General features: G+C 61.1%; 27 protein-coding genes and 1 tRNA gene. 16 read left to right on the top strand and 12 right to left on the bottom strand.

The features are described from left to right. Positions 1–51: 51 nt before the first annotated feature. The 4 genes from def to arsC all read left to right on the top strand — a co-directional run bounded on the left by def (position 52) and on the right by arsC (position 2837). On the top strand, positions 52–567 hold the full coding sequence (def, locus tag ASE04_RS11640; RefSeq protein ID WP_056817661.1) for a peptide deformylase: 516 nt from the start codon (positions 52–54) through the stop codon (positions 565–567). 146 nt (positions 568–713) lie between these two features. Beyond that, entirely contained in the window at positions 714–1649 is a 936-nt protein-coding gene (fmt, locus tag ASE04_RS11645) for a methionyl-tRNA formyltransferase (protein ID WP_056816942.1), read from the top strand. Then, positions 1649–2455 (top strand): tRNA pseudouridine(38-40) synthase TruA, encoded by an 807-nt coding sequence (truA, locus tag ASE04_RS11650; protein WP_056816944.1) that lies wholly within the window; start codon positions 1649–1651, stop codon positions 2453–2455. The genes fmt and truA overlap by 1 nt, the downstream gene beginning before the upstream one ends. Then, positions 2433–2837, top strand: a complete 405-nt coding sequence (gene arsC / locus ASE04_RS11655) for an arsenate reductase (glutaredoxin) (protein WP_056816947.1) — start codon at positions 2433–2435, stop codon at positions 2835–2837. The genes truA and arsC overlap by 23 nt, the downstream gene beginning before the upstream one ends. Before the next feature lie 3 nt (positions 2838–2840). On the opposite strand, the gene ASE04_RS11660 is transcribed toward arsC, so the two are convergent. The 3 genes from ASE04_RS11660 to dapD all read right to left on the bottom strand — a co-directional run bounded on the left by ASE04_RS11660 (position 2841) and on the right by dapD (position 5625). Continuing rightward, positions 2841–3437, bottom strand: a complete 597-nt coding sequence (locus ASE04_RS11660; RefSeq protein ID WP_056816950.1) for a hypothetical protein — start codon at positions 3435–3437, stop codon at positions 2841–2843. Continuing rightward, positions 3430–4617: a succinyl-diaminopimelate desuccinylase gene (dapE, locus tag ASE04_RS11665; protein WP_056816953.1), complete on the bottom strand. Its 1188-nt coding sequence runs from the start codon at positions 4615–4617 to the stop codon at positions 3430–3432. Before dapE ends, ASE04_RS11660 begins: the two co-directional genes overlap by 8 nt. A 147-nt stretch (positions 4618–4764) precedes the next feature. Beyond that, the gene (gene dapD / locus ASE04_RS11670; protein ID WP_056816956.1) at positions 4765–5625 is read right to left on the bottom strand and encodes a 2,3,4,5-tetrahydropyridine-2,6-dicarboxylate N-succinyltransferase; all 861 of its coding nucleotides are present in this window, start codon (positions 5623–5625) and stop codon (positions 4765–4767) included. Between the two features lie 193 nt (positions 5626–5818). Here dapD and ASE04_RS11675 point away from each other — a divergent pair, with 193 nt between their 5' ends. Beyond that, positions 5819–6685, top strand: coding sequence for an LOG family protein (locus ASE04_RS11675; protein WP_056816959.1), 867 nt, complete (start codon positions 5819–5821; stop codon positions 6683–6685). A gap of 47 nt (positions 6686–6732) precedes the next feature. Here the strand turns inward: ASE04_RS11675 and ASE04_RS11680 are convergent, their stop codons facing one another. Together ASE04_RS11680 and ASE04_RS11685 are read right to left on the bottom strand one after the other, a co-directional pair. Beyond that, complete coding sequence (locus tag ASE04_RS11680; RefSeq protein ID WP_056816963.1) at positions 6733–7380, bottom strand: EF-hand domain-containing protein; 648 nt, start codon at positions 7378–7380, stop codon at positions 6733–6735. Positions 7381–7490: 110 nt separating this feature from the next. Beyond that, complete coding sequence (locus tag ASE04_RS11685) at positions 7491–8198, bottom strand: pyrimidine 5'-nucleotidase (protein WP_056816965.1); 708 nt, start codon at positions 8196–8198, stop codon at positions 7491–7493. Between the two features lie 101 nt (positions 8199–8299). Here ASE04_RS11685 and ASE04_RS11690 point away from each other — a divergent pair, with 101 nt between their 5' ends. Beyond that, complete coding sequence (locus ASE04_RS11690) at positions 8300–9379, top strand: bifunctional transcriptional activator/DNA repair enzyme AdaA (protein ID WP_056816968.1); 1080 nt, start codon at positions 8300–8302, stop codon at positions 9377–9379. Beyond that, a complete protein-coding gene (locus ASE04_RS11695) occupies positions 9376–10149 on the top strand; it encodes an isocitrate lyase/PEP mutase family protein (protein WP_056816972.1) in 774 nt (257 codons plus the stop codon). Before ASE04_RS11690 ends, ASE04_RS11695 begins: the two co-directional genes overlap by 4 nt. Before the next feature lie 18 nt (positions 10150–10167). Here ASE04_RS11695 and argB read toward each other — a convergent pair whose 3' ends face one another. Further along, on the bottom strand, positions 10168–11055 hold the full coding sequence (gene argB / locus ASE04_RS11700) for an acetylglutamate kinase (RefSeq protein ID WP_056816975.1): 888 nt from the start codon (positions 11053–11055) through the stop codon (positions 10168–10170). Positions 11056–11212: 157 nt separating this feature from the next. Between argB and ASE04_RS11705 the strand changes: the two genes are divergently transcribed. The 3 genes from ASE04_RS11705 (at position 11213) to ASE04_RS11715 (ending at position 13130) form a co-directional block, all read left to right on the top strand. Further along, positions 11213–11752 carry a sigma-70 family RNA polymerase sigma factor gene (locus ASE04_RS11705; protein WP_056816980.1) on the top strand — a complete coding sequence of 180 codons (540 nt, stop codon included), beginning with the start codon at positions 11213–11215 and terminating at the stop codon, positions 11750–11752. After that, positions 11749–12471, top strand: coding sequence for an anti-sigma factor (locus ASE04_RS11710; RefSeq protein ID WP_056816983.1), 723 nt, complete (start codon positions 11749–11751; stop codon positions 12469–12471). The genes ASE04_RS11705 and ASE04_RS11710 overlap by 4 nt, the downstream gene beginning before the upstream one ends. A gap of 101 nt (positions 12472–12572) precedes the next feature. Further along, a complete protein-coding gene (locus tag ASE04_RS11715; RefSeq protein WP_056816986.1) occupies positions 12573–13130 on the top strand; it encodes a fasciclin domain-containing protein in 558 nt (185 codons plus the stop codon). A gap of 52 nt (positions 13131–13182) precedes the next feature. Here the strand turns inward: ASE04_RS11715 and yihA are convergent, their stop codons facing one another. From yihA to rpmH, 4 genes are all read right to left on the bottom strand, one after another. After that, the gene (gene yihA / locus ASE04_RS11720) at positions 13183–13842 is read right to left on the bottom strand and encodes a ribosome biogenesis GTP-binding protein YihA/YsxC (RefSeq protein ID WP_056816988.1); all 660 of its coding nucleotides are present in this window, start codon (positions 13840–13842) and stop codon (positions 13183–13185) included. Between the two features lie 141 nt (positions 13843–13983). Continuing rightward, positions 13984–15780, bottom strand: a complete 1797-nt coding sequence (gene yidC / locus ASE04_RS11725) for a membrane protein insertase YidC (RefSeq protein ID WP_056816990.1) — start codon at positions 15778–15780, stop codon at positions 13984–13986. Continuing rightward, positions 15780–16181: a ribonuclease P protein component gene (rnpA, locus tag ASE04_RS29950; protein WP_082597317.1), complete on the bottom strand. Its 402-nt coding sequence runs from the start codon at positions 16179–16181 to the stop codon at positions 15780–15782. Before rnpA ends, yidC begins: the two co-directional genes overlap by 1 nt. Positions 16182–16203: 22 nt before the next feature. Next, positions 16204–16338 (bottom strand): 50S ribosomal protein L34, encoded by a 135-nt coding sequence (rpmH, locus tag ASE04_RS29955; protein ID WP_016552555.1) that lies wholly within the window; start codon positions 16336–16338, stop codon positions 16204–16206. A 448-nt stretch (positions 16339–16786) separates the two neighbouring features. Between rpmH and ASE04_RS11735 the strand changes: the two genes are divergently transcribed. The 6 genes from ASE04_RS11735 (at position 16787) to ASE04_RS11760 (ending at position 23351) form a co-directional block, all read left to right on the top strand. Next, positions 16787–18787: a methyl-accepting chemotaxis protein gene (locus tag ASE04_RS11735; RefSeq protein WP_200960709.1), complete on the top strand. Its 2001-nt coding sequence runs from the start codon at positions 16787–16789 to the stop codon at positions 18785–18787. 157 nt (positions 18788–18944) lie between these two features. Then, complete coding sequence (locus ASE04_RS11740) at positions 18945–20456, top strand: ATP-binding protein (protein ID WP_082597318.1); 1512 nt, start codon at positions 18945–18947, stop codon at positions 20454–20456. Positions 20457–20578: 122 nt separating this feature from the next. Further along, positions 20579–20655 (top strand) — tRNA-Arg (locus ASE04_RS11745). Positions 20656–20840: 185 nt separating this feature from the next. Beyond that, positions 20841–21170 (top strand): DUF6204 family protein, encoded by a 330-nt coding sequence (locus ASE04_RS11750; protein WP_056816999.1) that lies wholly within the window; start codon positions 20841–20843, stop codon positions 21168–21170. A 127-nt stretch (positions 21171–21297) separates the two neighbouring features. After that, positions 21298–21669: a hypothetical protein gene (locus ASE04_RS11755; protein WP_056817002.1), complete on the top strand. Its 372-nt coding sequence runs from the start codon at positions 21298–21300 to the stop codon at positions 21667–21669. 644 nt (positions 21670–22313) lie between these two features. Beyond that, on the top strand, positions 22314–23351 hold the full coding sequence (locus ASE04_RS11760) for a 4-hydroxyproline epimerase (RefSeq protein ID WP_056817004.1): 1038 nt from the start codon (positions 22314–22316) through the stop codon (positions 23349–23351). 2 nt (positions 23352–23353) lie between these two features. Here the strand turns inward: ASE04_RS11760 and ASE04_RS11765 are convergent, their stop codons facing one another. After that, positions 23354–23836 (bottom strand): RbsD/FucU family protein, encoded by a 483-nt coding sequence (locus ASE04_RS11765; RefSeq protein ID WP_056817007.1) that lies wholly within the window; start codon positions 23834–23836, stop codon positions 23354–23356. Beyond that, entirely contained in the window at positions 23820–25067 is a 1248-nt protein-coding gene (locus ASE04_RS11770) for an ROK family transcriptional regulator (protein ID WP_056817010.1), read from the bottom strand. Before ASE04_RS11770 ends, ASE04_RS11765 begins: the two co-directional genes overlap by 17 nt. Between the last annotated feature and the right edge of the window lie 34 nt (positions 25068–25101).

Genomic DNA, 25101 nt, shown 5'->3' on the forward strand with positions numbered 1-25101 from the left:
TCGGCTTTCGGATAATTCCATCGAGCGGAAAGATGCGTTATGGGAACGGCCATGACCATCAAGCCACTTATCATTCTTCCCGATCCGCTGCTGCGCCAGGTTTCCAAACCTATCGAACGTGTCGACAGCGACCTTCAGCGTCTCGTCGACGATATGCTCGAAACGATGTACGATGCACCCGGCATCGGCCTTGCCGCCATTCAGGTCGGCGTTCCGCGCCGCATGCTGGTGATCGACGTCTCGCGTGAGGGTGAAGAGAAGCAACCGCTCGTCTTCATCAATCCCGAGGTCGTCAAATCCTCCGACGAGCGTTCCCTCTATGAGGAAGGCTGCCTTTCGATCCCCGATTATTACGCGGAAGTCGAACGTCCGGCGACGATCGGCGTCAAGTATCTCGACCGTGATGGCAAAGAGCAGCTGATCGATGCCGACGGATTGTTGGCGACCTGCCTGCAGCACGAGATCGACCACTTGAACGGCGTCCTCTTCATTGATCATATTTCTCGGCTGAAGCGCGAGATGGTGATCAAGAAGTTCACCAAGGCTGCTAAAGCCAAGGCGATCTGAGCCATGATCTCGGCGCCGGGTGACATCACGTCATCTGACGCTATCATTGCCACGGTCAGCAGCCTCGCGGTGTGCCCCAAAGCGGATTGCTCTCCAGCTCGCAAGCCCATTGAGTAACGGCGGATCCTAAGGACAGGCGGGAAAGAATGTCTCTACGTATCGTTTTCATGGGGACGCCGGAATTTTCGGTCCCGACATTGCGCAGCCTGGTCGATGCCGGCCATACCATCGCCGCCGTCTACACCCAGCCGCCACGGCCCGGCGGGCGCCGCGGCCTGGACCTGCAGAAGTCGCCGGTGCATCAGGCGGCCGAACTGCTCGGCATCCCCGTCTTCACCCCTGTTAACTTCAAGGAGCAGGCGGAGCGCGAGCACTTCATCGCGCTGCAGGCCCATGTTGCCGTCGTGGTCGCGTATGGGTTGCTGCTGCCTGAGGCCATCCTGAATGGCACGCGATATGGCTGCTACAACGGCCACGCATCGCTTCTGCCCCGTTGGCGGGGTGCTGCGCCGATCCAGCGCGCGATCATGGCCGGCGACGAAAAGACCGGCATGATGGTGATGAAGATGGACAAGGGCCTCGATACCGGCCCGGTCGCCCTCACCAGCGAAGTCGAGATCGGACCGAACATGACCGGCGGCGAGCTGCACGACAAGTTGATGCATGCAGGTGCAAAGGCGATGGCCGAAGCAATGGTGAAGCTCGAGATGGGCGATCTGCCGCTGACGCCGCAGGCTGCCGAGGGCGTGCTCTACGCCGCCAAGCTCGACAAGGGCGAGACGCGGATCGACTTTTCGAAGAACGCGACAGACGTCCATAATCACATTCGCGGCCTGGCGCCGTTCCCGGGCGCATGGTTCGAGGTCGAGATCGGCGGCAAGCCGGAACGCGTCAAGGTGCTCGGTTCCGAACTGGCGGAAGGCTCGGGACCAGCTGGGGAGCTGATTACGAACGATCTCCTCGTCGCCTGCGCCTCCGGTGCGGTGCGGCTGACGAAACTGCAGAAGGCCGGCGGAAAGCCGCTTGCAGCAGCTGACTTTCTACGCGGTACGCCGCTCGCAGCCGGCACGAGGCTTGGCTGATGCATCGCTACCGAATGACCGTCGAGTACGATGGTGCCCCCTATGTGGGCTGGCAACGGCAGGACAATGGCGCCTCCGTCCAGGGCGCGATCGAACAGGCGATCTTGTCGGCAAGCGGTGAAACGGTCTCGATCCGCGGCGCCGGCCGCACCGATTCCGGTGTTCATGCCATGGGGCAGGTGATCCATGCCGACCTCGCCCGGGAATGGGCGCCGTTCAAGCTGCAGAACGCTCTCAACGCTCATCTGAGGCTCGCCGGGGAACGTGTCGCGATCCTTGAGGTGCTCGCCGCGGACGAATTCTTCGATGCACGCTTCTCGGCGGAGCGTCGTCATTATCTCTATCGCATCATCACGCGCCGCGCGCCGCTGGCGATCGAGGCCGGCAAGGCGTGGTGGACTACCAAGGTGCTCGATCACGAGGTGATGCATGCGGCGGCCCAGACGCTCGTCGGCAAGCATGACTTTACCACTTTCCGCTCCGCGCACTGCCAGGCGAACAGTCCGATACGCACGCTTGACCGGCTCGATGTGACGCGCAGCGGCGAGCTCATCGAGATTCGCGCGACCGCCCAGAGTTTCCTGCACAATCAGATCCGCTCCTTTGCGGGGACGCTGAAGCTTGCAGGTGAGGGGAAGTGGACCCCCGATGATGTTCGCGCAGCACTGGATGCCCGCGACCGCAAGGCCTGTGGCCCGGTCGCGCCGCCGGACGGTCTCTATTTCATGCAGGTCGATTATCCGCCGATCATCGTGGACCGGCGAAAGCCCAGGGAGTCTGGCAATGACGACGACGATCTATCATAACCCGGCTTGCGGCACCTCCCGCAACACCCTGGCGATGATCCGTCAGTCGGGTGAGGAGCCGGAGGTCATCGAATATCTGAAGACGCCGCCCAGCCGTGAAACCCTGATGGAGATCGTGGCTGCCATGGGCGGTTCGGTTCGGGCGCTGCTGCGCGAGAAGGGGACACCCTACGCCGAACTCGGGCTCGACGATCTCACGCTTAGCGACGATCAGTTGCTTGATGCGATGCTGGCGCACCCGATTCTCATCAACAGGCCGATCGTCGTGACGGAGAAGGGCGCGCGCTTGTGCCGGCCTTCGGAAACCGTGCTAGAAATTCTGCCGAATGGGTCCATCGGCAGCTTCGCCAAGGAAGACGGCGAGGTCGTTTACATCAGATAGAGGTCAGACGGGGTAGACGCCGAGGAAGCGCTGGAGATACTCGGAAAGAAGCAGCGTCGGCACCAGGAGCACCAGCGTCATCGCGCCGACAAGCAGGCCATTGCCGTAGAAGATCATGCGCAGGATGCGAGCGATCGCGAAGATTTGCGCGAGCATGAAGGCGAGCAGCAGCAGCGATACCAGGCCGACAAGCCCGGGTGCGAAAAACACCACGGCCAGCAGCAGGCCGTTGATGTAGGAGAGCGGCACGCCGAGCCAGTTGACGCTCACGACCAAAGGCGCGAAACGCTCGCCCTTGTGGAAGGCAAGAAGCAGAAGCCCGGCCAGCACCAGCGGCACGAACCAGTTCGCGACTTCGACCAACCCGAGACGGAAATAGAAGATCATCCCGACGTCGGTATGCGGCGGCATCGTCTGCAAAAAAGCCTGGCGCCACCAGAGCCACGAGATGCCCATCGGCGGCAGGCACCAGAAGATCGCCCAGAACGATCGATTGACGCCACGCTCGGACACATCGAGAAAGCGAAAGCCGCGTGGATCCATCCGGATCAGCAGCCATAGCCCCGCCAGATAGTATTGAACCTCCCGAAAGCTAGGCATTCGCGAACCAGCGCTCGATGAAGGTCTCGTAAATCGCGGTCAGCTGCTCGAGATCGGCGACCGCGACCCGCTCGTCGACCATGTGCATCGTCTGGCCGACAAGGCCGAACTCCACGACCGGGCAATAGTCCTTGATGAAGCGGGCATCGGACGTGCCGCCCGTGGTCGAAAGCTTCGGCGACTGGCCGGTGACGCTCTCGACGGCGGAGGACAGCGAGGCGATCAGCGCATTGTTGCGTGTCAGGAAGACATGGCTCGGGCGCTCGGCCCAGACGATATCGTACTTCAGCGGCGCGCGACCGGGGCGCAGCATACCTTCAGCTGCGGCCGCGTCGAGACGGCGCAGTATCTCCTGCTGCAGGCTATCGGCCGTCCAGCTGTCGTTGAAGCGGATATTGAAGCTCGCCGTCGCCTTGGCGGGGACAACGTTCGTCGCCGGATTGCCGACATCGACAGTCGTGACCTCGAGGTTCGACGGCTGAAAATTCTCGGTACCGGCGTCGAATGGCGGATGCATCAGCGCCTGCGTCAGCTGCAGGATACCGCGCACGGCGTTGTCTGCCAGATGCGGATAGGCGGCGTGGCCCTGAACGCCGTGGACCGTGATCTTGCCGGAAAGAGAACCTCGGCGGCCGATCTTGATCATGTCGCCGAGCCTGTCCGGGTTCGTCGGTTCGCCGACGAGGCAGGCATCCCAGCGTTCGCCCTTTTCGGCGGCCCATTGCAGCAGCTTGATCGTGCCGTTGATCGCCGGACCTTCTTCGTCACCGGTAATCAGGAAGGAGATCGAGCCCTTCGGAGCGCCGTGCTTCTCGACATGGCGGGCGACGGCTGCGACGAAGCAGGCGATCCCGCCTTTCATGTCGACAGCGCCGCGACCGAACAGTTCGCCATTCGCGATCTCGGCGCCAAAGGGAGGGTGCGTCCACGCACCCTCGTCACCAACCGGGACCACGTCCGTATGGCCCGCAAACATCAGATGCGGACCGTCGCCGCCGAGCCGGGCGTAGAGATTTTCGATATCGGGCGTGCCCGCTTCCGTTGCCTTGACCTTGTCCACCTTGAAACCAAGCGGAGCAAGCATGGCGTCGAGCACCGAGAGCGCACCGCCTTCGGCAGGGGTTACGGAAGGGCAGCGGATAAGGGTCTGCAGATTTGCAACGGGATCGATAGCGGTCATGGTCGTGGAATTATCCAGCGGGAATGGCAAAGAAATGGCAAGGCGATGCAGTTCGCCGAACCGAAGGGATGCCGTTTTCTACCGGATCGATCCCCGGCTGTCATCACCGCCGCGCCCGCCATGAAGCGTGGCGCAGCGGAGAAGGAATTAATCGCGCAGCAGTTCGTTGATGCCGGTCTTCGAGCGGGTCTTCTCGTCGACCGTCTTGACGATCACGGCGCAGTAGAGGTGCGGCGCGGCAAGCCCGTTCGGCATGGTGGCGTTGCCCGACGGCATGGAGCCGGCGACGACGACCGAGTAAGGCGGTACTTCGCCGTAGAACACCTCGCCGGTGGCGCGGTTGACGATCTTCGTCGACTTGCCGATGTAGACGCCCATGCCGAGAACCGAGCCCTCGCGGATGATGCAGCCTTCGACGACTTCCGAGCGGGCGCCGATGAAGCAGTTGTCTTCGATGATGGTCGGGCCTGCCTGCATCGGCTCAAGCACGCCGCCGATGCCGACGCCGCCCGAGAGATGCACGTGCTTGCCGATCTGTGCGCAGGAACCAACAGTCGCCCAGGTGTCGACCATCGTGCCCTCGTCGACGAAGGCGCCGAGGTTGACGAAGGACGGCATCAGCACGACGTTCTTTGCAATGTAGGCGGAACGGCGGACGATGCAGTTCGGCACGGCGCGGAAGCCGGCGGCGCGATACTCGCTCTCGCCCCAGTTCTCGAACTTCGACGGTACCTTGTCCCACCAGGTCGAGTTGCCCGAACCACCCTTGACGACTTCCATGTCGTTCAGCCGGAAGGACAGGAGAACGGCTTTCTTCAGCCACTGATTGACCTTCCATGCGCCGTCGCTGCCGCGTTCGGCAACGCGCGCTTTGCCGCCATCGAGAAGTTCGAGCGCTGCTTCAACGGCATCGCGAACTTCGCCTTTGGTGGACGTGTTCACGTTGTCGCGGTTGTCGAAGGCGGCTTCGAGGGTCTTTTCGAGGGAGGAAAGGTCGGTGGCGCTCATGGGAATTCCTTAAACTTCGATCTTTATCGTGGAGACCGAAGCCTCCGGGAATTGTGATAGGCGGGGTGCGATCTGCTCTATCGCATGCACGGGTAAAATGGAATGATTTTTCGGGACAGGATTACTCTCCCGATCAACGACATCAAACGACATACCGGCAAAGGCTGCCGGCGGTACTGAAAGGCATTTCGACATGGCAAAGGGAAGAAACGGCAGGCTGAGGCGCAAGGATGGCGTCTGGGACCCGTTGAAGACAAGCGAGACCGACAGGCAGCGCGCCGAGGCGGTGCCGAAGACGCCGCAGACGCTGTCGCCGGCCTATCGCCTTGCCTATGCCGACGAGGATTTCCTTTGCCGAGAAGAGCTGCGCCCGATCCGTCTGCAGCTTGAATTGATGAAACCGGAAATGCTGCTGACGGAACGCGGCATCAAGTCGACGGTCGTCATGTTCGGTGGCGCTCGTATCCCGGCGCCCGGCCAAAGTGCCTGGGCCGCGCGAAACGAGACACAGCGCGCCAATCTGGAAGCCGCGTCCGTCTATTACGATGAAGCGCGCAAGTTCGCCCGGCTGTGCTCTAAATACTCGGCCGGCTTTGATTTCCATGAGTATGTCGTCGTCACCGGTGGCGGGCCAGGCGTGATGGAAGCGGGCAACCGTGGTGCCGCCGACGAGGGCGCGCCCTCGATCGGCCTCAACATCGTGCTGCCGCACGAGCAGGCGCCGAACGTCTATGTGACGCCGGAACTCAGCTTCAATTTCCACTATTTTGCGATCCGCAAGATGCACTTCATGGTGCGCGCCAAGGCGATTGCCGTCTTTCCCGGTGGCTTCGGCACGCTCGACGAGTTCTTCGAGTGCCTGACGCTGATCCAGACAGGCCGCATGGAGAAGATGCCGCTCATTCTCTTCGGAGAGAAATTCTGGCGCAGCATCGTCAATTTCGACGCGCTTGCCGAGTTCGGCACGATCGCGCCTGACGATGTCGATCTGATCAGCTTCGTCGATACCGCCGACGCTGCCTGGAAGATCATCCAGGACTTCTACGAACATCACGAATAGAAAAAACCCGCCGCGAGGAGCGGCGGGTCGGATTTCGGCAAGGGTGTTTACGGGAACGGACGATCGGGCATGTCGTCGATCGTGATGACGCCGTCCTTGTTGCGATCCATCCACGTGAACAGCTTGTCGAACGCAGCTTCGGCTTCCTGCTTGGAAATCTGGCCGTTTTCGTCGGTATCGATCCGCTGCATCATCATCATGCTTCGCATCATCATTCCGCCATGTCGCATGCCACCGTGGTCGGGGCCGCCCGGAGGTGGAGGTGGAGCGGGATGGGCGGTGTCGGCATCAGCAGGCGGCGGGCTGGGTGGAGCGGCTTCATCCGCGCCTGCCTCGTCATCCGGCGCCTTCGCCTTGGCCATCTGCGCTTCGTGATACTTGCGAATCTCACCAGGGGTCAGCGAACCGTCCTTGTCGATGTCGATCGCCGCAAAGATTTCCTCCATGCCCTTCTTGGCTTCGTCCTTGGAAATCTGACCATCCTTGTTCGTATCGAACTGCTTGAGCATCCGAACGAAGATCACCTCACGCATGGCCATCTGCGGGCCACCCATCATGCCTGCGTGGCGCATGGCATGCTGCGGGCGAGGCTGATGATGCTTCTTGTCGTGAGGAGCTGCAAGGCTGGTGCCGGCTGCGCCGCCGAGGATCAGCACCGAGGAGAGTGCGGCCAGTATCAGCTTGTTCCGAGACATCTCAATTCCTTTCATTGTGCAATCGCGTTTGGGATCGCAACAAAAAAGGTAGGGCAGATGCGTCAATTCGCCCAATTAAACATCTGTAAGCTGGATGAAACTTTTGTAACCTAGCCGGTAATCTTCGCAAGAAAATCAGTAAGATCGTCGGTCACGAAGTCGATGTGATCGTCTTCGCCACTGGTCTTTTCCCACCACTCGACAACCGTGTCCTCAAGATTGTTCGGCACCAGCAGAACAGTCTGCATTCCGAGTGCCTTCGGAACCTGGAGGTTGCGCGGAAGATCCTCGAACATCGCCGCCTTGCCGGTTTCGATCTGCTGCAGGGCCGCGAACTTGTCGTAGGTCGCCTGCGCCGGCTTCGGTACGAAGTCCGCTGCCACGATGTCGAAGATGTCGTCGAAATGCTCGAGAATGCCGAGCGCGCCGGCCGCCATCTCCGCATGCTTGACGCTGCCGTTGGTGAAGATGAACTTGCGGCCCGGAAGCGCCTTGATCGCCGCGCCAAGTTCCGGCTGAGCCGTCAGGCTCGAATAGTCGATCGCGTGCGCCTTCTCGAGAAAGTCGTTCGGATCGACGCCGTGATGGATCATCAGACCCTGCAATGTCGTGCCGTGATCGAGGTAATACTGCTTCTGCAGCTTGCGCGCCTCGTCTCGCTCCATCTGCAGCAACGTCGCGACGTAGGCCGTCATGTTCTTGTCGATCTGCGCGAAAAGATTGACGTGATGCGGGTAGAGCGTGTTGTCGAGGTCGAAAACCCACTCGGTCACATGCGAGAAGTCGGCCTTGGACGGCGTGCGATCTATCTTGGTCATGGGGTCGTTATGCCACGGCTTGCCGAGCAAGGAAATCGGCAAGAAAAAATAGGCGCCCGATTTGCGGCGGACGCCATCGGGAAGGGATGCTAGAAAGTTTCATGCTCTTCGATCTGCCCAATGACGACGCGCTCTATAATGCGCTGATTGCCCGCAGTGCGGCCTATGAGGGCCTCACCTACGTTTGCGTCAAGACAACCGGTATCTTCTGCCGGCTGACCTGCCCGGCTCGCAAGCCGAAGCGCGAGAACACGCTGTTTTACGACACCATCGCCACCTGCATGCAGTCGGGATTTCGGCCCTGCCAGCGCTGCCGGCCCCTGGAAGAGGCAGGCAGGGAGCCGATCGTCGACCAGCTTCTCTCAGCACTCGATCGCGATCCCGCGGCCCGATGGACGGAAGACGATCTCATCGCGCATGGCTACGATCCCTCGACCGTGCGACGGGCTTTCAAGCGATCCCTCGGCATGACCTTTCTCGATATCGCCCGCTACCGGCGTCTCGGTGAGGCGGCCAAGCAACTGGCGAACGGCGCGCGTGTGATCGACGCGCAGATCGAGGCGGGTTACGAATCGGGCAGTGGCTTCCGCGCCGCCTTCCAGCGGCTGATCGGCAAGGCGCCTGTCATGTCCCAGAACCGCGATCTGCTGTTTGCCGACTGGTTCGAAACACCGCTGGGCCCGATGGTCGCCGTGGCCGACCAGACGCATCTGCATCTCCTCGAATTCCACGACCGCAAGGCGTTGCCGGCCGAACTGGAGAAGCTGCAGCGCAAGACGCGTTCCTCGGTGGCAGCCGGACGCACGCAGGCGATCGATCAGATCGAAGTCCAGCTCAAGGCCTACTTCGAGGGCCGCTCGGCAACGTTTAGCACACCGCTCGCGCTCGGTTTCGGCACGTCGTTCGAACGCGAGGTCTGGTCGAAGCTGATTGACATACCAGTTGGCGAGACGCGAGCCTATGGCGATATTGCGCGCGGCATGAACAACCCGCAGATGGTGCGCGCCGTCGGCCGCGCCAATGGCGCAAACCAGATGGCGATCATCATCCCCTGTCACCGGCTGATCGGCGCCGACGGGTCTTTGACCGGCTACGGCGGCGGCCTCTGGCGCAAGCAATGGCTTTTGCGGCACGAAGATGAGATGAAGACCAGGACTTTGTTTATGGAGGAGATCCAATGAATCAGGCTGAGAAGGCAAAGGCGTTCGGCGCGCTGCACCAGAAGGGCAATCCTGTCGTCCTTTACAATGTCTGGGACGCCGGAACGGCAAAGGCCGTGACCGAGGCCAGCGCCAAGGCTCTGGCGACGGGAAGCTGGTCGGTCGCCGCGGCGCAGGGCTATGGCGACGGCGAGAAGATCCCGATGGAGGCGTTGGTCGCCACGACCCGCCAGATCACCGCCGTCAACGATCTGCCGCTCTCCGTCGATTTCGAAGGCGCCTATTCCACCGATCCGGCGGGCGCCGCCACCAATGTCGAAAAGCTTGTTGATGCCGGCGCGATCGGTATCAATTTCGAAGATCAGGTGGTTGGCGGCGAAGGCCTGCATCCGATCGAGAAACAGGTCGCCCGCATCCGCGCCATCCGCGAGATGGCCGACCGCCGCGGCATCGCATTCTTCATCAATGCCCGCACCGACCTGTTCCTGCGCGAAGGCGATCTTTCGAAGCACGCCGGCCTGGTTGAAGAAGCGATCGAGCGCGGCAAGGCCTACGCTGCCGCCGGCGCCAACGGCTTCTTCGTCCCCTGGCTGATCGATGAGGGGCTGATCGAGAAGGTCTGCGCCGCGTCGCCGCTGCCAGTCAACATCATGATGCGACCGGGCGCGCCCGACGTGAAAACGTTGGCAAAGCTCGGCGTTGCCCGCGTCAGCTACGGACCGGGACCATATCGGGCGATGATGGAGAAGCTGAAGGAGGCAGCCGCGGCGGTCTATTCCGCCGCGGGCTAAGAGAGGTCAGGCAAAGGCTCAGGGAACGATCAGCGTTCCCGCGCCGTGCTCGGTAAAGATCTCGAGCAGGACCGAATGGGCGGTCTTGCCGTTCAGGATGACGACGCCCTGGACGCCGGCCTTGATCGCATCGATGCAGGTCTCGACCTTCGGGATCATGCCGCCGGAGATCGTGCCGTCGGCGATCAGCGCGTGTGCCTGCGCGACGGAGAGTTCCTTGATCAGGTTGCCCTGCTTGTCGAGAACACCGGGAACATCCGTCAGGAAGAGCAGGCGGGTGGCGTTCAGCGCACCGGCGATCGCGCCGGCGAAGGTGTCGGCGTTGATGTTGTAGGTCGCGCCGTCGCGGCCGGGAGCAACCGGGGCGATGACCGGGATCATCTCTGAACGCGCCAGCAGATCCAGCAGCGTGCGGTCGACTTCAACCACTTCGCCGACGAAGCCGAGATCGAGCACGCGCTCGATGTTGGAATCGGGGTCCTTGATCTTCTTCTGCGCCTTTTCGGCGAAGACCATGTTGCCGTCCTTGCCGCAAAGGCCGATCGCCCATTCTCCCGTCTGGTTGATGAGCGCCACGATCTCCTTGTTGATCGAGCCGGCGAGCACCATTTCGACGATCTCGACGGTCTTGGCGTCGGTGACGCGCAGGCCGCCTTCGAACTTCGATTCGATGCCCATCTTCGTCAGCATGGCGCCGATCTGGGGGCCGCCGCCGTGAACGACAATCGGATTGACGCCAGATTGCTTGAGAAGCGCGATGTCGCTCGCGAAGGCCTTGCCGAGCTCGGGGTTGCCCATCGCGTGGCCGCCGTATTTCACGACGATCGTCTTGTTTTCATAACGCTGCATGAAAGGCAGAGCCTGCGCCAGCAGACGTGCCTGAGTTTCGCTTTCGGACTGGTTCATGGGATACCCCGCGGAATTGTTCGCGGCCTTTTATCCCAAGTTTTTGACAGATGGAATAATCCAGATTGTATTAGTTCACCGTATCTGCTGACATTCGAGCGGCTGTCGGGAAAGCCCGGCACCCCTGCCGAACAGACAAGCGGATACGAGGCGCGGCATGAACGGCGAGGATATCGCAGAATTGATAGGCCGTGTTGCCCTCGGCGACAGGGAGGCTTTTGTCGGGCTCTATCGCCGCACCAGTCCGAAACTCTTTTCGATCTGCCTTCGTATATTGAAGGACCGGATCGAAGCCGAGGAGGTCCTGCAGGAAGTCTACATCAAGGTCTGGCAGCGCGCGTCGCGGTTTGCCGCTGCCGCGGGGCCGCCGTCGCCATGGTTGGCCGCAATCGCCCGGAACCAGTCGATCGATACGCTGCGAAGCCGTAAGCCGGTGGCCGACGAGCTGGACAGCGCCTATGACCTTGCGGACGACGAACCCAGTCCCGAACAGCAGACAGTAACAAGGGATGAAGGAAGGCGGATTGACACCTGCATGGAAGAGTTGGAAGCTGACAAGGCGACAGCGGTACGGGAGGCCTATGTCGAAGGATCGAGCTATCAGGAGTTGGCCGATCGGTTCGGCGTCCCTTTGAACACGATGCGCACATGGTTGCGACGCAGCCTGTTGAAGCTGAGAGAGTGCATGGAACGATGACATCGTCGGATCAAAGCAAGGGAGGCCGCTCTCGCGACGAAGTGCTCGCAGGCGAGTATGTGCTTGGTGTTCTCTCTTTCAAGGATCGGCGGGTCGTCGAGGAGCGCATGCGCCGCGATCGCCAGTTTGCCGCGATCGTCAGCCGCTGGGAGGCAAACCTTTCCACCTTCAACGACGACTATGACGCTGTCAGTCCAAACCCGGAAACCTTCAAGGAAATCGAGGCGCGTCTTTTCGGTGTTTCCGAGAAACCTGCGGCTGCGAGCGGTGGTGGCCTCTGGAATTCGGTCGTTTTCTGGCGCTCGTTGACGGCGGCCTCCGTGGTCGTTGCTGCCGCCTCGCTGGTTCTGGCCCTTGCCGCGGTCTACCCGTCGAAATCGATCGCGCCGCTGGTCGCCGAACTGACAGCTCCAGGCAGCCAGATGGACCTCCTCGCATCCTACGAGTCCAATAGTGGCCGGCTGAGGATCATTCCCGTTGCTGCCGGCAAGCCCGAACAGAAATCGCTGGAGCTCTGGCTTGTACCCGGCGCGGGCGCGCCGAAGTCGCTCGGTATCTTCGCGCCAGGACAGGACGGGGAACTGGTAATCCCGGCCGACATGCGTGCGAACATCGTCGCCGGTACGACGCTTGCCGTCAGTCTCGAGCCGTTCGGCGGCTCACCGTCGGGCGCGCCGACCGGCCCGGTGGTCGCAAGTGGCCCGGCCCACAGGCCATAAATTTCTTCTGAAACTCTTTTGGCAGAGCTTTCGTAGATCCTCATGTCCGCAAACGCAGGCATTCGGCCTGCGGGTGCTGCGGACGCTAGAGGAGAACAATCATGCTCAAGTCCGCATTGCGCGCCGTCACCCTTGCCGCCGCCGTTTCCGCGTTTGCCTTGGCTGCGGAGGCCAAGAACCCGATGGTCGGCGGTGCCGCCATGTATCCGACGAAGAACATTGTCGAGAACGCGATGAAATCGAAGGATCACACGACGCTGGTCGCCGCCGTCAAGGCAGCGGGGCTTGTATCGACACTCGAAGGCAAGGGCCCGTTCACCGTCTTTGCTCCGACCAACGAAGCCTTTGCCGCGCTGCCGGCGGGCACCGTCGAAACACTGCTGAAGCCTGAAAACAAGGCGAAGCTGACGAAGATCCTGACCTGCCATGTGGTCGCGGCGGATGCGATGTCGAAGACTGTCGCCAAGATGATCAAGGATGACGGCGGCGAGCACGACATCAAGACCGTCGGCGGCTGTGTGCTCAAGGCAAAGGAAAGCATGGGCAAGATCACGCTCACCGATGAAAACGGTGGCACTGCGGATGTGACCATCGCCGACGTCAAGCAGTCGAACGGCGTCATTCACGTCATCGACAAGGTTCTGCTGCCGAAGATGTAAGCAAGTTCAGGCAGCCCCTAGAGGCGCTCCGTTCCACCCCGGGGCGCCTCTTTCACTTCCAGTTGGCGACCCCGACCGTCTGGGCGATGGCAGCGCGCAGATCATCCAGCCCTTCGCTCTTTTCCGACGACGTTGCGATGATTTCCGGAAAGGCAGCAGGGCGCTTCTTGATCTTTTCGGCTGTCTCGGCGAGCAGCTTCACCACAGCCGGGGGCTTGATCTTGTCCGTCTTGGTCAGGACGATCTGATAGGAGACGGCGGCCTTGTCGAGCAGGTCGAGAACCTCGTCGTCGTTCTTCTTCACCCCATGCCGGCTGTCGATCAGCACGTAGACACGCTTCAGCGTGGCGCGGCCGCGCAGATAGTCGAACACCAGCTTGGTCCAGGCGTCCACGTGTTCCTTCGGCGCCTGCGCATAGCCGTAGCCCGGCATATCGACGAGCGCCATCGGCGGAAGGTCGCCACTTTCGCCGGAATAGCCCTCCGGAACGAAATAGTTGAGCTCCTGCGTACGGCCCGGCGTGTTGGACGTTCGCGCCAGCCCCTTATGGCCAACGAGGGCGTTGATCAGCGATGACTTGCCGACATTCGAGCGGCCGGCGAAGGCCACTTCCGCCGGCCCTTCCGGTGGCAGGAATTTCAACGACGGCACGCCACGGATGAAGATCCACGGGCGTCCGAAGAGCGGCTTGTCGTTCTTGTTGTCGGTCATTCGGCCTTTTCCGGAAGCGTCGAGGTACTGTTAGCCTATGGCATTCAGGTTTCGTGTCATTTTGTCAACCGCTGGCCGGCCATGCGACGGCGGCGCTGCTTGACCCTATAAAAGAAAAGCCCCGCCGAAGCGGGGCTTTTGTCACTTCTCTGTGGGCGCCGGCTTTCGTTTGAAGAGACCCTTCAGATTGCTGAAGAGTTCGATCTTCACGCCGTGGCGCTTCATGATCATCGACTGTTGGATGACCGAAAGCGTATTGTTCCATGCCCAGTAGATCACCAGACCGGCCGGGAAGCTTGCCAGCATGAAGGTGAAGACCAGCGGCATCCAGTTGAAGATCATCGCCTGCGTCGGGTCCGGCGGGGTCGGGTTCATGCGCATCTGCAGGAACATCGTGACGCCCATGATCAGCGGCCAGACGCCGAGATGCAGGAAGGCCGGAGCGGCGAACGGCAACAGGCCGAACAGGTTGATGAACGAGGTCGGATCGGGCGCCGAAAGGTCCTGGATCCAGCCGAAGAACGGCGCATGGCGCATCTCGATGGTGATATAGATCACCTTGTAGAGCGAGAAGAAGATCGGAATCTGCAACGCGATCGGCCAGCAACCGGCGATCGGGTTGATCTTCTCTTCCTTGTAAAGCGCCATCGTCGCCTGCTGCAGGCCCATCCGGTCGTCGCCGAACTTCGCCTTCAGCTCCTCCATCTTCGGCTGCACGCGCTTCATGTTCGCCATCGAAGCGTACTGCTTGCTGGCGAGCGGGAAGAACAGCGCCTTGACGACGATCGTGGTCATCAGGATCGCGACGCCGAAGTTGCCGAAGTAACGGAAGAAGAAGTCCATCAGTTTGAACATCGGCTTCGTGATGAAGTAGAACCAACCCCAGTCGATCAGGCGGTCGAAGCGCGGGATCTGGTACGAAGCTTCGTAGCCGTCGATGACAGGAACTTCCTTGGCGCCGGCGAAAACGAGGTTCTTCAGCTCGAGCGACTGGCCGGGCGCGACCGTGACCGCATCCTGCTTGTAGTCCGCCTGGAAGCGTGGCTGACCATCGGTAAAGTGCGTGAAGCGGGCATCATAGGCCGTCTGCTGCGGCGGAACGATCGTCGCGGCCCAGTACTTGTCGGTGATGCCGAGCCAGCCGCCGGTCGCCTTGGCCGGAACCACGGCTTCCTTCTCGACCGATGCATACTTGCTCTCGACCAGGCCGTCTTCGCCGATAACGCCGATGAAACCTTCATGCAGAACATAGGTCGAAGCGACCGCCGGTTTGTTGTAGCGCGTGACGCGACCGTAGGAAGACAGAGCTGCCGGAGCCTGGCCGGCGTTGGTGATCTTGTCCGCGACCGTGAACATGTAGTGGTCATCGACAGAGATCGTACGGGCGAAGGTGATGCCCTTGTCGTTGGTGTAGGTCAGCGTAACCGGCGTCTTGTCGGTCAGCTTCGCGCCTTCAGGAGCCGTCCAGACGGTCGAGGGACCAGGGACAGCGCCCGTGGCGTCGTTGCCGATATAGCCGAGTTCGGTGAAGTAGCCGTCCTTGGTGTCGGCAGGGCTGAACAGCGTGATCGTCGGGCTCGAGTCGTCCACGGTCTCGTGGTAGCCCTTGAGCTTCAGATCATCGAGGCGTGCGCCTGCCAGATTGATCGAGCCCGACAGAGCCGTCGTGTCGATCGTGACGCGCGGCGTCTTGGCGAGCGCTTCGGCAAGCGTTGTTGTCGCCGGAGCCTGGCCGGAAGGAGCTGCGCCATTCGGCTGTGCCGTTGTCGCGCCGCCTGCGGCAGGCGTCTGCGTCTGTTCCGTATGCTGCTGCGCCTTCTGGGCGAGCTCGGCCTTGCGCTGCGCTTCGATGCGCGGGTTCATGTAGAAGAACTGCCAGCCGAGAACGATCAGCACAGAGAGAGCGATCGCAATGAAGTAGTTGCGGTTTTTTTGCATCATACGTTCCTGGGACGACCCTCACCGGGCCGTTTGTGTTTCGGCTTGGTCTGGACGCGAGCGTTGAGCTCTGCGGCTAATTCTTTGAAGGATGCTTGGAGCACGTCCCTTCGCGCGACAACCACATAGTCGTGTCCGGGCTGCATTGCAAACCCTGCATGAAGTCGCACCGCCTCTTTCAGGCGCCGCCGCATGCGGTTTCGTTCGACCGAGTTGCCATGTTTTTTGGTGACGGTGAAGCCGACGCGGGCTTCTGCTTCTGGTTCTTTCCGGTCGAGCACTTCAAGCAGAAAGAAACCACCGCGGCGCTTTTCGCCATTGCGGACAGCAAGAAACTGCGGGCGGCTTTTCAGCCGCCCGGCAGTCTTTTTTTCATTACTGGTCGTCAATTCGCCCGCCATCTCTTAATCGGGCAATCCGGCCTTAGGCCGAAAGACGCTTGCGACCGCGTGCGCGGCGAGCAACGATAACCTTACGGCCGCCCTTGGTGGCCATACGTGCACGGAAACCGTGGCGGCGCTTGCGAACAAGCTTAGATGGTTGGTAGGTACGCTTCATTTATTTTAAACACCGCGGAGTGCGGCCCTTCTTAAGTTTGCATAGTGCAAGGAGCGTTGTTTTTCGAACGGGCGAGGCCAACGAGAGCCTTATATGACCGGACGTGCGGCGGCTTATACGGACGAAGGGCCATAAAGTCAATTATCGTAGGCATTTTCCGGATTCCGGGCGCTTTTACAAGAACTAGCCGTTTCCGTTAATGTCTATGACAACGCTTAAAACTTGTGCAGAGGTAATATTTTTCCGATACCGCAACCAATGCGCGCAGTTTGCGGCTCCTCTGCTTGGTCAGAGAGCAAAAAAGCCGACCGGGATCACTAACTACAGGTAATTTTTTGTAGTCTTTGCGTCAAGCCGCCGAAATCTAACGTTAATTTATTTCCTCCAATTTGAGCTACCGGCCGGAATGCTTTCCCGGCCCTTTGTTAGTCTTTTGGGGGGCGTTCTTTTGAAAATTCGAGGTAAGATCAATCTGCTTGTCTCCGCCATGTGCGGCGTTGCTCTGCTTATCGGCGCGACTGCGCTCTGGGCTGTGCGCCAGTACGAAGACAATCTGTCGGCTTATGAACAGGCCTCGGACCGCGCTTATGCCGGAGAACGCCTGAACCGTTTCGTGACCGCAACGGTCATGGAGGCACGCGGCATCTACGGCGCGGCGACAACGAAAGACGCTGGCCCGTTCGCCAAGGGCCTGCTGACCAACCTCGATAAGGTTGACGAGGTCATCGCAGCATGGATGCCGCTGGTTCCCGCGAGCCAAAAGGATTCCTTTGCCAAGCTGACGGATCGGGCCAAGGAATTCCGCAGCTTCCGCTCGGAAACCGCGCGCCTCGGAACCGACGTGAGCCCGGCGGCTGCCAACGAGCAGGGCAACAACGATGCCAACCGTGCGAACCGCAAGGCATTTCAGGCTGAGATCGATGCGGTCGTCGCGACCGACAAGGCCACGCTGGATGCCGTTATCGCCGAGGTCGAAAGCTCCCGTACATCCGTGCTCTGGCTCGTTCTCGCCATAACCGGCATCGGCATCATGGCTGGCATCGGCATGGGCTTCTATATCGGCACCGTCCAGCTCAGCCGCCCGATCAAGCGGGTTACGCAGGCGATCAAGGAAGTCGCCGACGGCAATTTCGATGCCGAGGTTCCCTTCGCCGGGCGCCAGGATGAAATTGGCGAAATGGCCGCCGCTGTCGCCGTGTTCAAGGAGAATGGCCTCGCCGTTCGCCGTATGAATGCGCAGGAAGCTGCGATGCGCGCCAAGAGCGACGATCTGCAGTCCAGCATGTCCGTCGTTGTCGCGTCCGCCGCTGCCGGCGATTTCAGCCGCCGTATCGAGAAGGACTATGGCGACGAAAGCCTCAATCAGTTCGCGAGCAACATCAACCACCTGCTCTCGAGCGTCGATGGCGGCGTCGGCGAAACCCGCCGCGTGATCGCGAGCCTGGCTGAAGGTGACCTGACACAGACGATGCGCGGCAACTTCCAGGGCGCCTTCGCCGAACTGCAGCAGAACGTCAACAGCACGTTTGCGACCCTGCAGACGACAATGCGCGAAGTCCGCGAGACCGCCGAAGGCTTCCACGGCAACACCAACGAACTGCGCGCTGCCAGCGACGACCTTTCGAAGCGTACGGAACAGCAGGCTGCGGCCCTTGAGGAGACCTCCGCGGCTCTCGACGAGATCACCGCTGTCGTCAACAACTCGACCGAGCGCGCCCAGGAAGCCAGCGTCATGGTTTCGGAAGCCAAGGACGATGCCGGCAAGTCGGGCGTGGTTGTCCGCAATGCCGTCGACGCCATGGGCCGTATCGAGCAGGCCTCGCGCGAAATCAGCCAGATCATCAACGTCATCGACGAGATCGCTTTCCAGACGAACCTGCTTGCGCTCAACGCCGGTGTCGAAGCCGCGCGTGCCGGCGAGGCAGGCAAGGGCTTTGCCGTCGTCGCCCAGGAAGTTCGCGAACTGGCACAGCGCTCGGCAACGGCCGCCAAGGATATCAAGGGCCTGATCACCAAGTCGGGCGATGAAGTCCAGGTCGGCGTGAAGCTGGTCCAGGCGACCGGTGAAGCGCTGTCGCAGATCGAGCGCCGCGTCAACGCCATCAACGACCACATCCATTCCATCGCGACCGCCGCGAAGGAGCAGTCGACGGGCCTCAAGGAAGTCAACACCGCCGTCAACCAGATGGACCAGGTCACTCAGCAGAACGCCGCGATGGTCGAGGAAACCTCGGCAGCGACCCACAAGCTTTCGGGCGAAGCGGACAATCTCGTACGACTGATCTCGCGCTTCCGCGTTTCCAACCAGCCGGTAGCCGCCCCCGTGGCCGTCGCCCGGCACGATCAGCACCGTCCGGTTGCTTCACCTGCACGCCGCGCCATGAGCAACGTCGCCCGGGCATTCAACGGCAACGCAGCCGTGGCCGAGCAGAACTGGGAAGAATTCTAAGAGAATTGCATCTCTTCTGAAAGCAACCAACGCCGCCTTCGGGCGGCGTTGCCATTTTGGGCCGTGCCGCTGCTCGCGAAGATTTGAAAAACAGCCGGCATGGTCTATTGTAGAAGCCTAATGTTGACGGCGCGGAGCGCCGATTGGACAGGAAGCAATGCCGGCCGCCGACCAGGGTGAAAAACCTTCGAACAATATAACCGTTGAAGAAGCCGATGTGGGAAGCCGCCCCTCGGGCCTCTTCGGTGGGCTCTCGGGAAAGCTGCTCTGGCTGACAGTCATTTGCATCATGCTGGCCGAGGTGCTGATCTTCTTTCCGTCCGTCGCCTCGATGCGGCTGCGCTGGCTCGACGAACGGCTGAGCGGCGCTGCAGCCGCCGCGATCGTGATCGACGGCCTGCAGCCGGTCGAGCTGCCTCGCTCTCTTCAGAAGGAAACGCTGGAGGCGACGGGCACAAAGGCGATCGTACTCCGCAAGGATGGTACAGCGCGCTTGCTGGCGACCACCGAAATGCCGGCCTCCGTCGATGAACAGTATGACCTGACGGACGTTCCGCCGCTGACCGCCATCCGTGATGCGCTCGACACGCTGATTTTCGGCGGCAATCGCATCATCCGTGTTTACGGGCCGGTGCAGGACACCAACACCGGCGTCGAAGTGGTGATGAAGGACAAGAACCTGCGCAACGCCATGTTGGCCTATTCGCGCAACGTCTTCCTGCTTTCCATCCTGATCTCGCTGTTTACCGCGACGCTGGTGTTCTTCGCCATCAACCGCATCCTCATCCGGCCTATCCGGAAGCTGACCGGCAGCATGCAGACATTCTCCGCCGATCCGGACAATCCACGACATATCTTTGTCGGCGATGGCGGGCGCGATGAACTCGCCGTTGCCGGCCGGCATCTGACGTCCATGCAGATGGAACTGCAGAAGACGCTGAAGCAGCAGAAGAACCTTGCCGCACTCGGGCTCGCCGTTTCTAAGATCAACCACGACATGCGCAACATCCTGGCCTCCGCCCAGCTGATGTCGGACCGGCTCGTCGATGTCGATGATCCCATGGTCAAGAGCTTCGCGCCAAAGCTCCTGCGAACCATCGACCGCGCCGTCGGCTATACGACCGAGGTTCTGTCCTATGGCCAGGCAACCGAATCGGCTCCGCGCAGGCGTCGCCTTCGGCTGCACACGCTGATCGAAGACGTCAGGGACATGCTGGCGATCGATTCTCAGGCCGAGATCGAGTTCCTCGATCAGATCGGCGCCGATCTCGAGATCGATGCCGATAGCGAACAGCTCTTCCGTGTCATTCACAATCTCTGCCGCAACGCGCTGCAGGCTCTGAACGCCGGGACGGCTGGGCCGGAGGTCGTCAAACGCATCACGGTTTCGGCGCAGCGCGTCGGCAGCGTCGTCAGCATCATCGTCGACGATACCGGTCCGGGCATGCCGCAGAAGGCACGGCAGAATCTCTTTGCCGCCTTCCGTGGATCGGCGCGTTCTGGCGGCACCGGGCTTGGTCTGGCGATTGCACGCGAGCTTGTTCTTGCCCACGGCGGAACCATAGCGCTGGTTGAAAAACCGTCGGTCGGAACCCAGTTCCGCATCGAAATTCCCGATCGCCCCGTGTCGCTGGACGATTACCGCAGCCGCAGCCATGTGGAAAAGTGACAGTTTTTTCACATTGCATGGATGGTTTGACGAAAGTCGCGATTTTTTCTGAAACCCTATTGCATTCGTTCAGATGACCCTTTAGAGAACCGCTCACGCCAGCGGGACACACCGCTGCAGACGCACCCGTAGCTCAGCTGGATAGAGCACCAGACTACGAATCTGGGGGTCAGGAGTTCGAATCTCTTCGGGTGCGCCATTTCCTTCTCATTGAAAAGTTGATGTTTTCGCTCTCCTAGAGAGCAGCTTTGCTGCGCTCGGCGCTTTGAGCACCCGGCGGCTTTGCGGCTCCACGCCGTTAGCTTGGCGCAATCTTCCCCGGGCATCTTTCCGATCCGCTGCCCGCGTGGCGGCGGTGTCGTGACGCGTTTCCGGAGGGAATGAATGTTGAGTAAGATGCTTCGGGCCGTGGTGCTCGGCGCGGCGCTGGCGACGCTCGCCGGCTGCGTCGATCATGCGAACGCGCCGATCATGGTCCCGGTTGCCGCCCAGACGGATCCGCCGCTCAATCCTCCGGGTATCGCTCATACGATCTGCACGTCGGATGGAAACTTCATGTATAATGAGGCGCGCAAGCAATTCGAGCTTCGGGCGCAGATGACGCAGACGCCGATCGACCCGAACAACGAGGAAGCGCAGGCGAGGGCTGCGGCCCGCCGGCAATATGTGACGTGCCTCTCCAGCCAGGGCTACCGCGCCGTCTACGACTACTGATCGTCGCGCACTCTTTATATCACGCCCAATCGCCGGCATTCACGAGTGTTGGAGGTCGCGTGTGATCGAGGAACTTTGCAAGCAGTGACGGCATTCTTCCGAGGTAAATCCGAAAGGAGGATTTATCATGAAAATGTTCCGCTTCGCTTCAGTGGCGCTCCCTCTTGGTGCATTGCTTTCTCTCTCGAGTGTGGTTCCTGCAAACGCGTTGCCAGCCGCTCCGGGCTTGCGTCCGGCGGTCACGGATGTAGAGCTCGCGCAATACAAGCCGCAGCCGGGTTATTGGCATGGCTATCGCGGTTCGCGGACAGAACTCCCGGGAACACGCCGTCACTCTGACGGTCTTTGGTATCCGCTTGCCGCCTTTGGTATCGATCCCGGCTCAACGGGCTCGATTGGCGCGCGCGACGCGATGCCGAAACAGCGGCAGGGCTATTGTCAGGACACCTTTGGCGGCACCAACGGTGACGGCAGCATGCCCTGCAACAACGGCTTCTAGCTGTGCCAGAAAAGGCGGCCCAATCGGCCGCCTTTTTTTAATCTCCCCCCCCCCAAATTTCTCTCGGCTGGCGATTCGCGGAAAGTAGGGATCGCGACGCGTTGATTTGGCCATGTCGTGACCCGAACGGAGAACTCCGACGCCTCGCAAATCGCAGTACGCCTATATTTTCATCATATGGTTGCCGAAAACATAGCAAAAGATCATGAAACGAGGCGCCGTTCGCACCGATACCCATTGAGATATGCGAAAAACGCATTGCTGCGTTGCGGTAATCTCCCTATTCCTGATCGAAACAATGGGGTATCTAATCTCTCGAAGGCAGCGCACTCCTCCTCCCAGCGCTCCTTCATCGGACTGACAACACTCCTCCTCCCAGTTGTCAGTCAGGATCAAGAGCCCGGTGCACCTCCTCCCGCACCGGGCTCTTTTCTTTTCCGGACGATCTCATCGAAATCACTCTGGGCGATCCTCGTCCCTTGAGGCGATGCAAGCGCATTGCATTGCCGGCATGTCCGCGCGATCTTTCCTGCCCATACGTAGGATTGTCCACCCAGCGAAAATTCGCATAGGCAAACACTCGCGTTCTGATATATCACGTCCTCGACTACGTCAGTCGAGACACTGGAGATTGGAGTTCGCCGATGAGATGGAAGCGCACCATTCAGCTTCTGGATGTTCATGCCGAGGGCGAGATCGGCAAGGTCGCCATTGGCGGCGTGCCGAAGATTCCCGGCAATACGGTTGCCGAGCAACTACACTGGCTGAACACCGATCCCAAGGGCCAGGAGCTTCGCCGCTTTCTCTGCCTCGAACCGCGTGGCGCTCCGATCGGCTCGGTCAATCTCCTGCTGCCGCCGAAGCATCCGGAAGCGGATGCCGCCTTCATCATTCTTCAGCCGGATCAGGCGCATGCGAGTTCGGGGTCGAATTCGATCTGCGTCACCACCGCTCTCCTCGAAGCCGGCATCGTCGAGATGCAGGAGCCTGAGACCATCGTGACGCTGGAAACGGCGGCCGGCCTTGTGAAGGCGCGGGCGACATGCCGGGACGGTCGTTGCGAGAAGGTGACGCTGACCATGGTGCCGTCGTTCGTCCACGAGCTTGATGTCCCGGTGGAAACGCCGGAGTGGGGCAGGATCACCGTCGACCTCTGCTATGGCGGCATTTTCTACGCCCTCGTAGATGTCGGTCAGGTTGGTCTCACCATTGAAAAGGCCAATGCCGCCGAGCTCGTGCGTGCGGGCATGGTTCTCAAGGATATCATCAACCGCAGCGTTTCGGTCGTTCATCCCGAAATCCCGGCTATCTCGGGCGTTGCCTACGTCATGTTCCGCGATCTGGAAGCGGACGGCACGGTGCGCACCTGCACCACGATGTGGCCCGGACGCGCCGATCGCTCGCCTTGCGGCACCGGCAACTCCGCCAATCTCGCCACCTTGCATGCACGAGGCAAGGCAAAGGTCGGCGACGTCTTCAAGTCGCGTTCGATCATCGATTCGGAGTTCGAGGTCGGCCTGCTCGCGGAAACGACCGTTGCCGGGCGCCCGGCCATTATCCCGACGATATCAGGGCGCGGCTTCACCTTCGGGCTCTCGCAGGTGGCGCTTGATCCGTTCGATCCTCATCCGGGCGGTTTCGCGCTGACGGACGTGTGGGGCCCGTCAGCCGGCGAGATCTGAACTCAGTAGGTAAAGGGATCGACCTCGGCCTTGTCAGTCGCGCTATCGCCGGGCTTGGCCGGGTAGATCACCCCCTTGCGCAGGATGATATTGGCGTAAAGCCGAGGCTCGCTGGTCTGGATCAGGGCGTGCGCCTCGCGAACTCGGCCGTAGAAATCCTGCCCGACCAGGGGGACGACCTTCTGGTGCGGCTCATGCCGCGCGCAGCAGTCGATCATCTCTTCGTGCACCGGGTCGAGCCGGTCGCGATCGGCCTTCACCGTTGACCGAAAGATGGCTTCAGGGACGAAATCGTCGATCGGCAGCACGCTCAACACGGCATCGAGCACGGCCACGATCCCGTGGCCATCCAGGCGGATGAGCCGCCGGGCGTGTTCGACGCCCGGATAATTACCGTCGACAATGGCGATCTCGTCGCCGTGCCCCATGGAGCGCAGCGTCGACAGCAGTTCTGGTCCGAGAAGCGGATTAAGGCCCTTCAGCATTGTCGACCTCCTTGAAGAGTACGTTCTGGTCCGTCAGGTATCGGGCAAAGATCGGCAGGCTTGCGCCGCCGATCGCGCGCGCCTGGGCACCGACCGCGCCTTCGATGATATCCGGCATGACGACACCCTGCAGGTCGAGCTTGTCGGCCTCGGCGATGGTCGCTTTGACGATCCGCTCGCGCACCCAATCCGGAAAGCCGCCATCGATGACAGCGGCGCTGAAGTCGATGATCGAGGCGGCGGCGACGATCGCCTGCGCCAATGCTCTTGCTGTATCCTGTATCCAGTTCTCCAGCGGTTCGCCGAAATCGATCCAGTCGTCGGCCGAATACCAGAGAGGCTGAGGATCGATGTCGCGCTCGCGCAGCATGTTCTCGAGGACGAAGATCGATGCGACTTCGAGAAGCTGCAGCGTCTCGCCGTTCTTGCCGCGAACGGGAAGGGGGCCGATGGCGCCGGCCGTGCCGGTCCGCCCGGAAAAGATCGCCGAATTCAGCACGATGCCGCCGCCGATAAAGGAGCCGATGAAGAAGTAGACGAAGTCGGGGTAGGAGGGCCCATTGCCGAACACCAGTTCCGCGCCGCAGGCGCTGGTCGCATCGTTCTGCAGGAACACGGGCAGCGAAAGGCGTGCCGCGACCTCCGTTTGCAGGTCCACATCCCGCCAGACGTCCATCGCGCCCTTGGGAGACCCGACTTCCTCCTCCCAGTTCCAGAGCTCGAACGGAGCAGCGATGCCAACGCCCGCGATGCGGCTGCGCTCTTCTGCGCTGAGGCGGGCCTCCAGTTCGGTAATGCCCGTCGTGATGAAATCCAGGAATTCGTCGGGCAATGGATAGGCGTAGGTCTTGCGCTTCTGCATGCGAATCCGGCCGACGAAATCCATTAGCACGAGATCGGCGCTGCGCCGGCCCATCTTGACCCCGAACGAGTAGACGGCATCCGGATTGAGCCGCATCGGAATGGAAGGCTGGCCGACACGTCCGCGCACCGGCTCGCCCCGGGAAAGCAGCCCTTCCTTCTCCAGTTGCCGCATGATGACCGAAACGGTTTGTGCCGAAAGCCCGGTTTTACGAGCAATATCCGCCTTCGACTGGGAACCGTGAAGGCGCACCAGCGATAGCACGAGCCGCTCGTTATAGGCGCGCACTCTGATCTGGTTCGCGCCACCCGCTGGACTGAGAATCGGTTGCTGAACCGCCCCTTGAGTCGGTCCGCCTATCGACGACATTGGCCACTCCTCCCGTTTATCGGCCTATGCGCTA

It is taken from the genome of Rhizobium sp. Root708, from assembly GCF_001429725.1.
GTDB lineage: Bacteria > Pseudomonadota > Alphaproteobacteria > Rhizobiales > Rhizobiaceae > Rhizobium.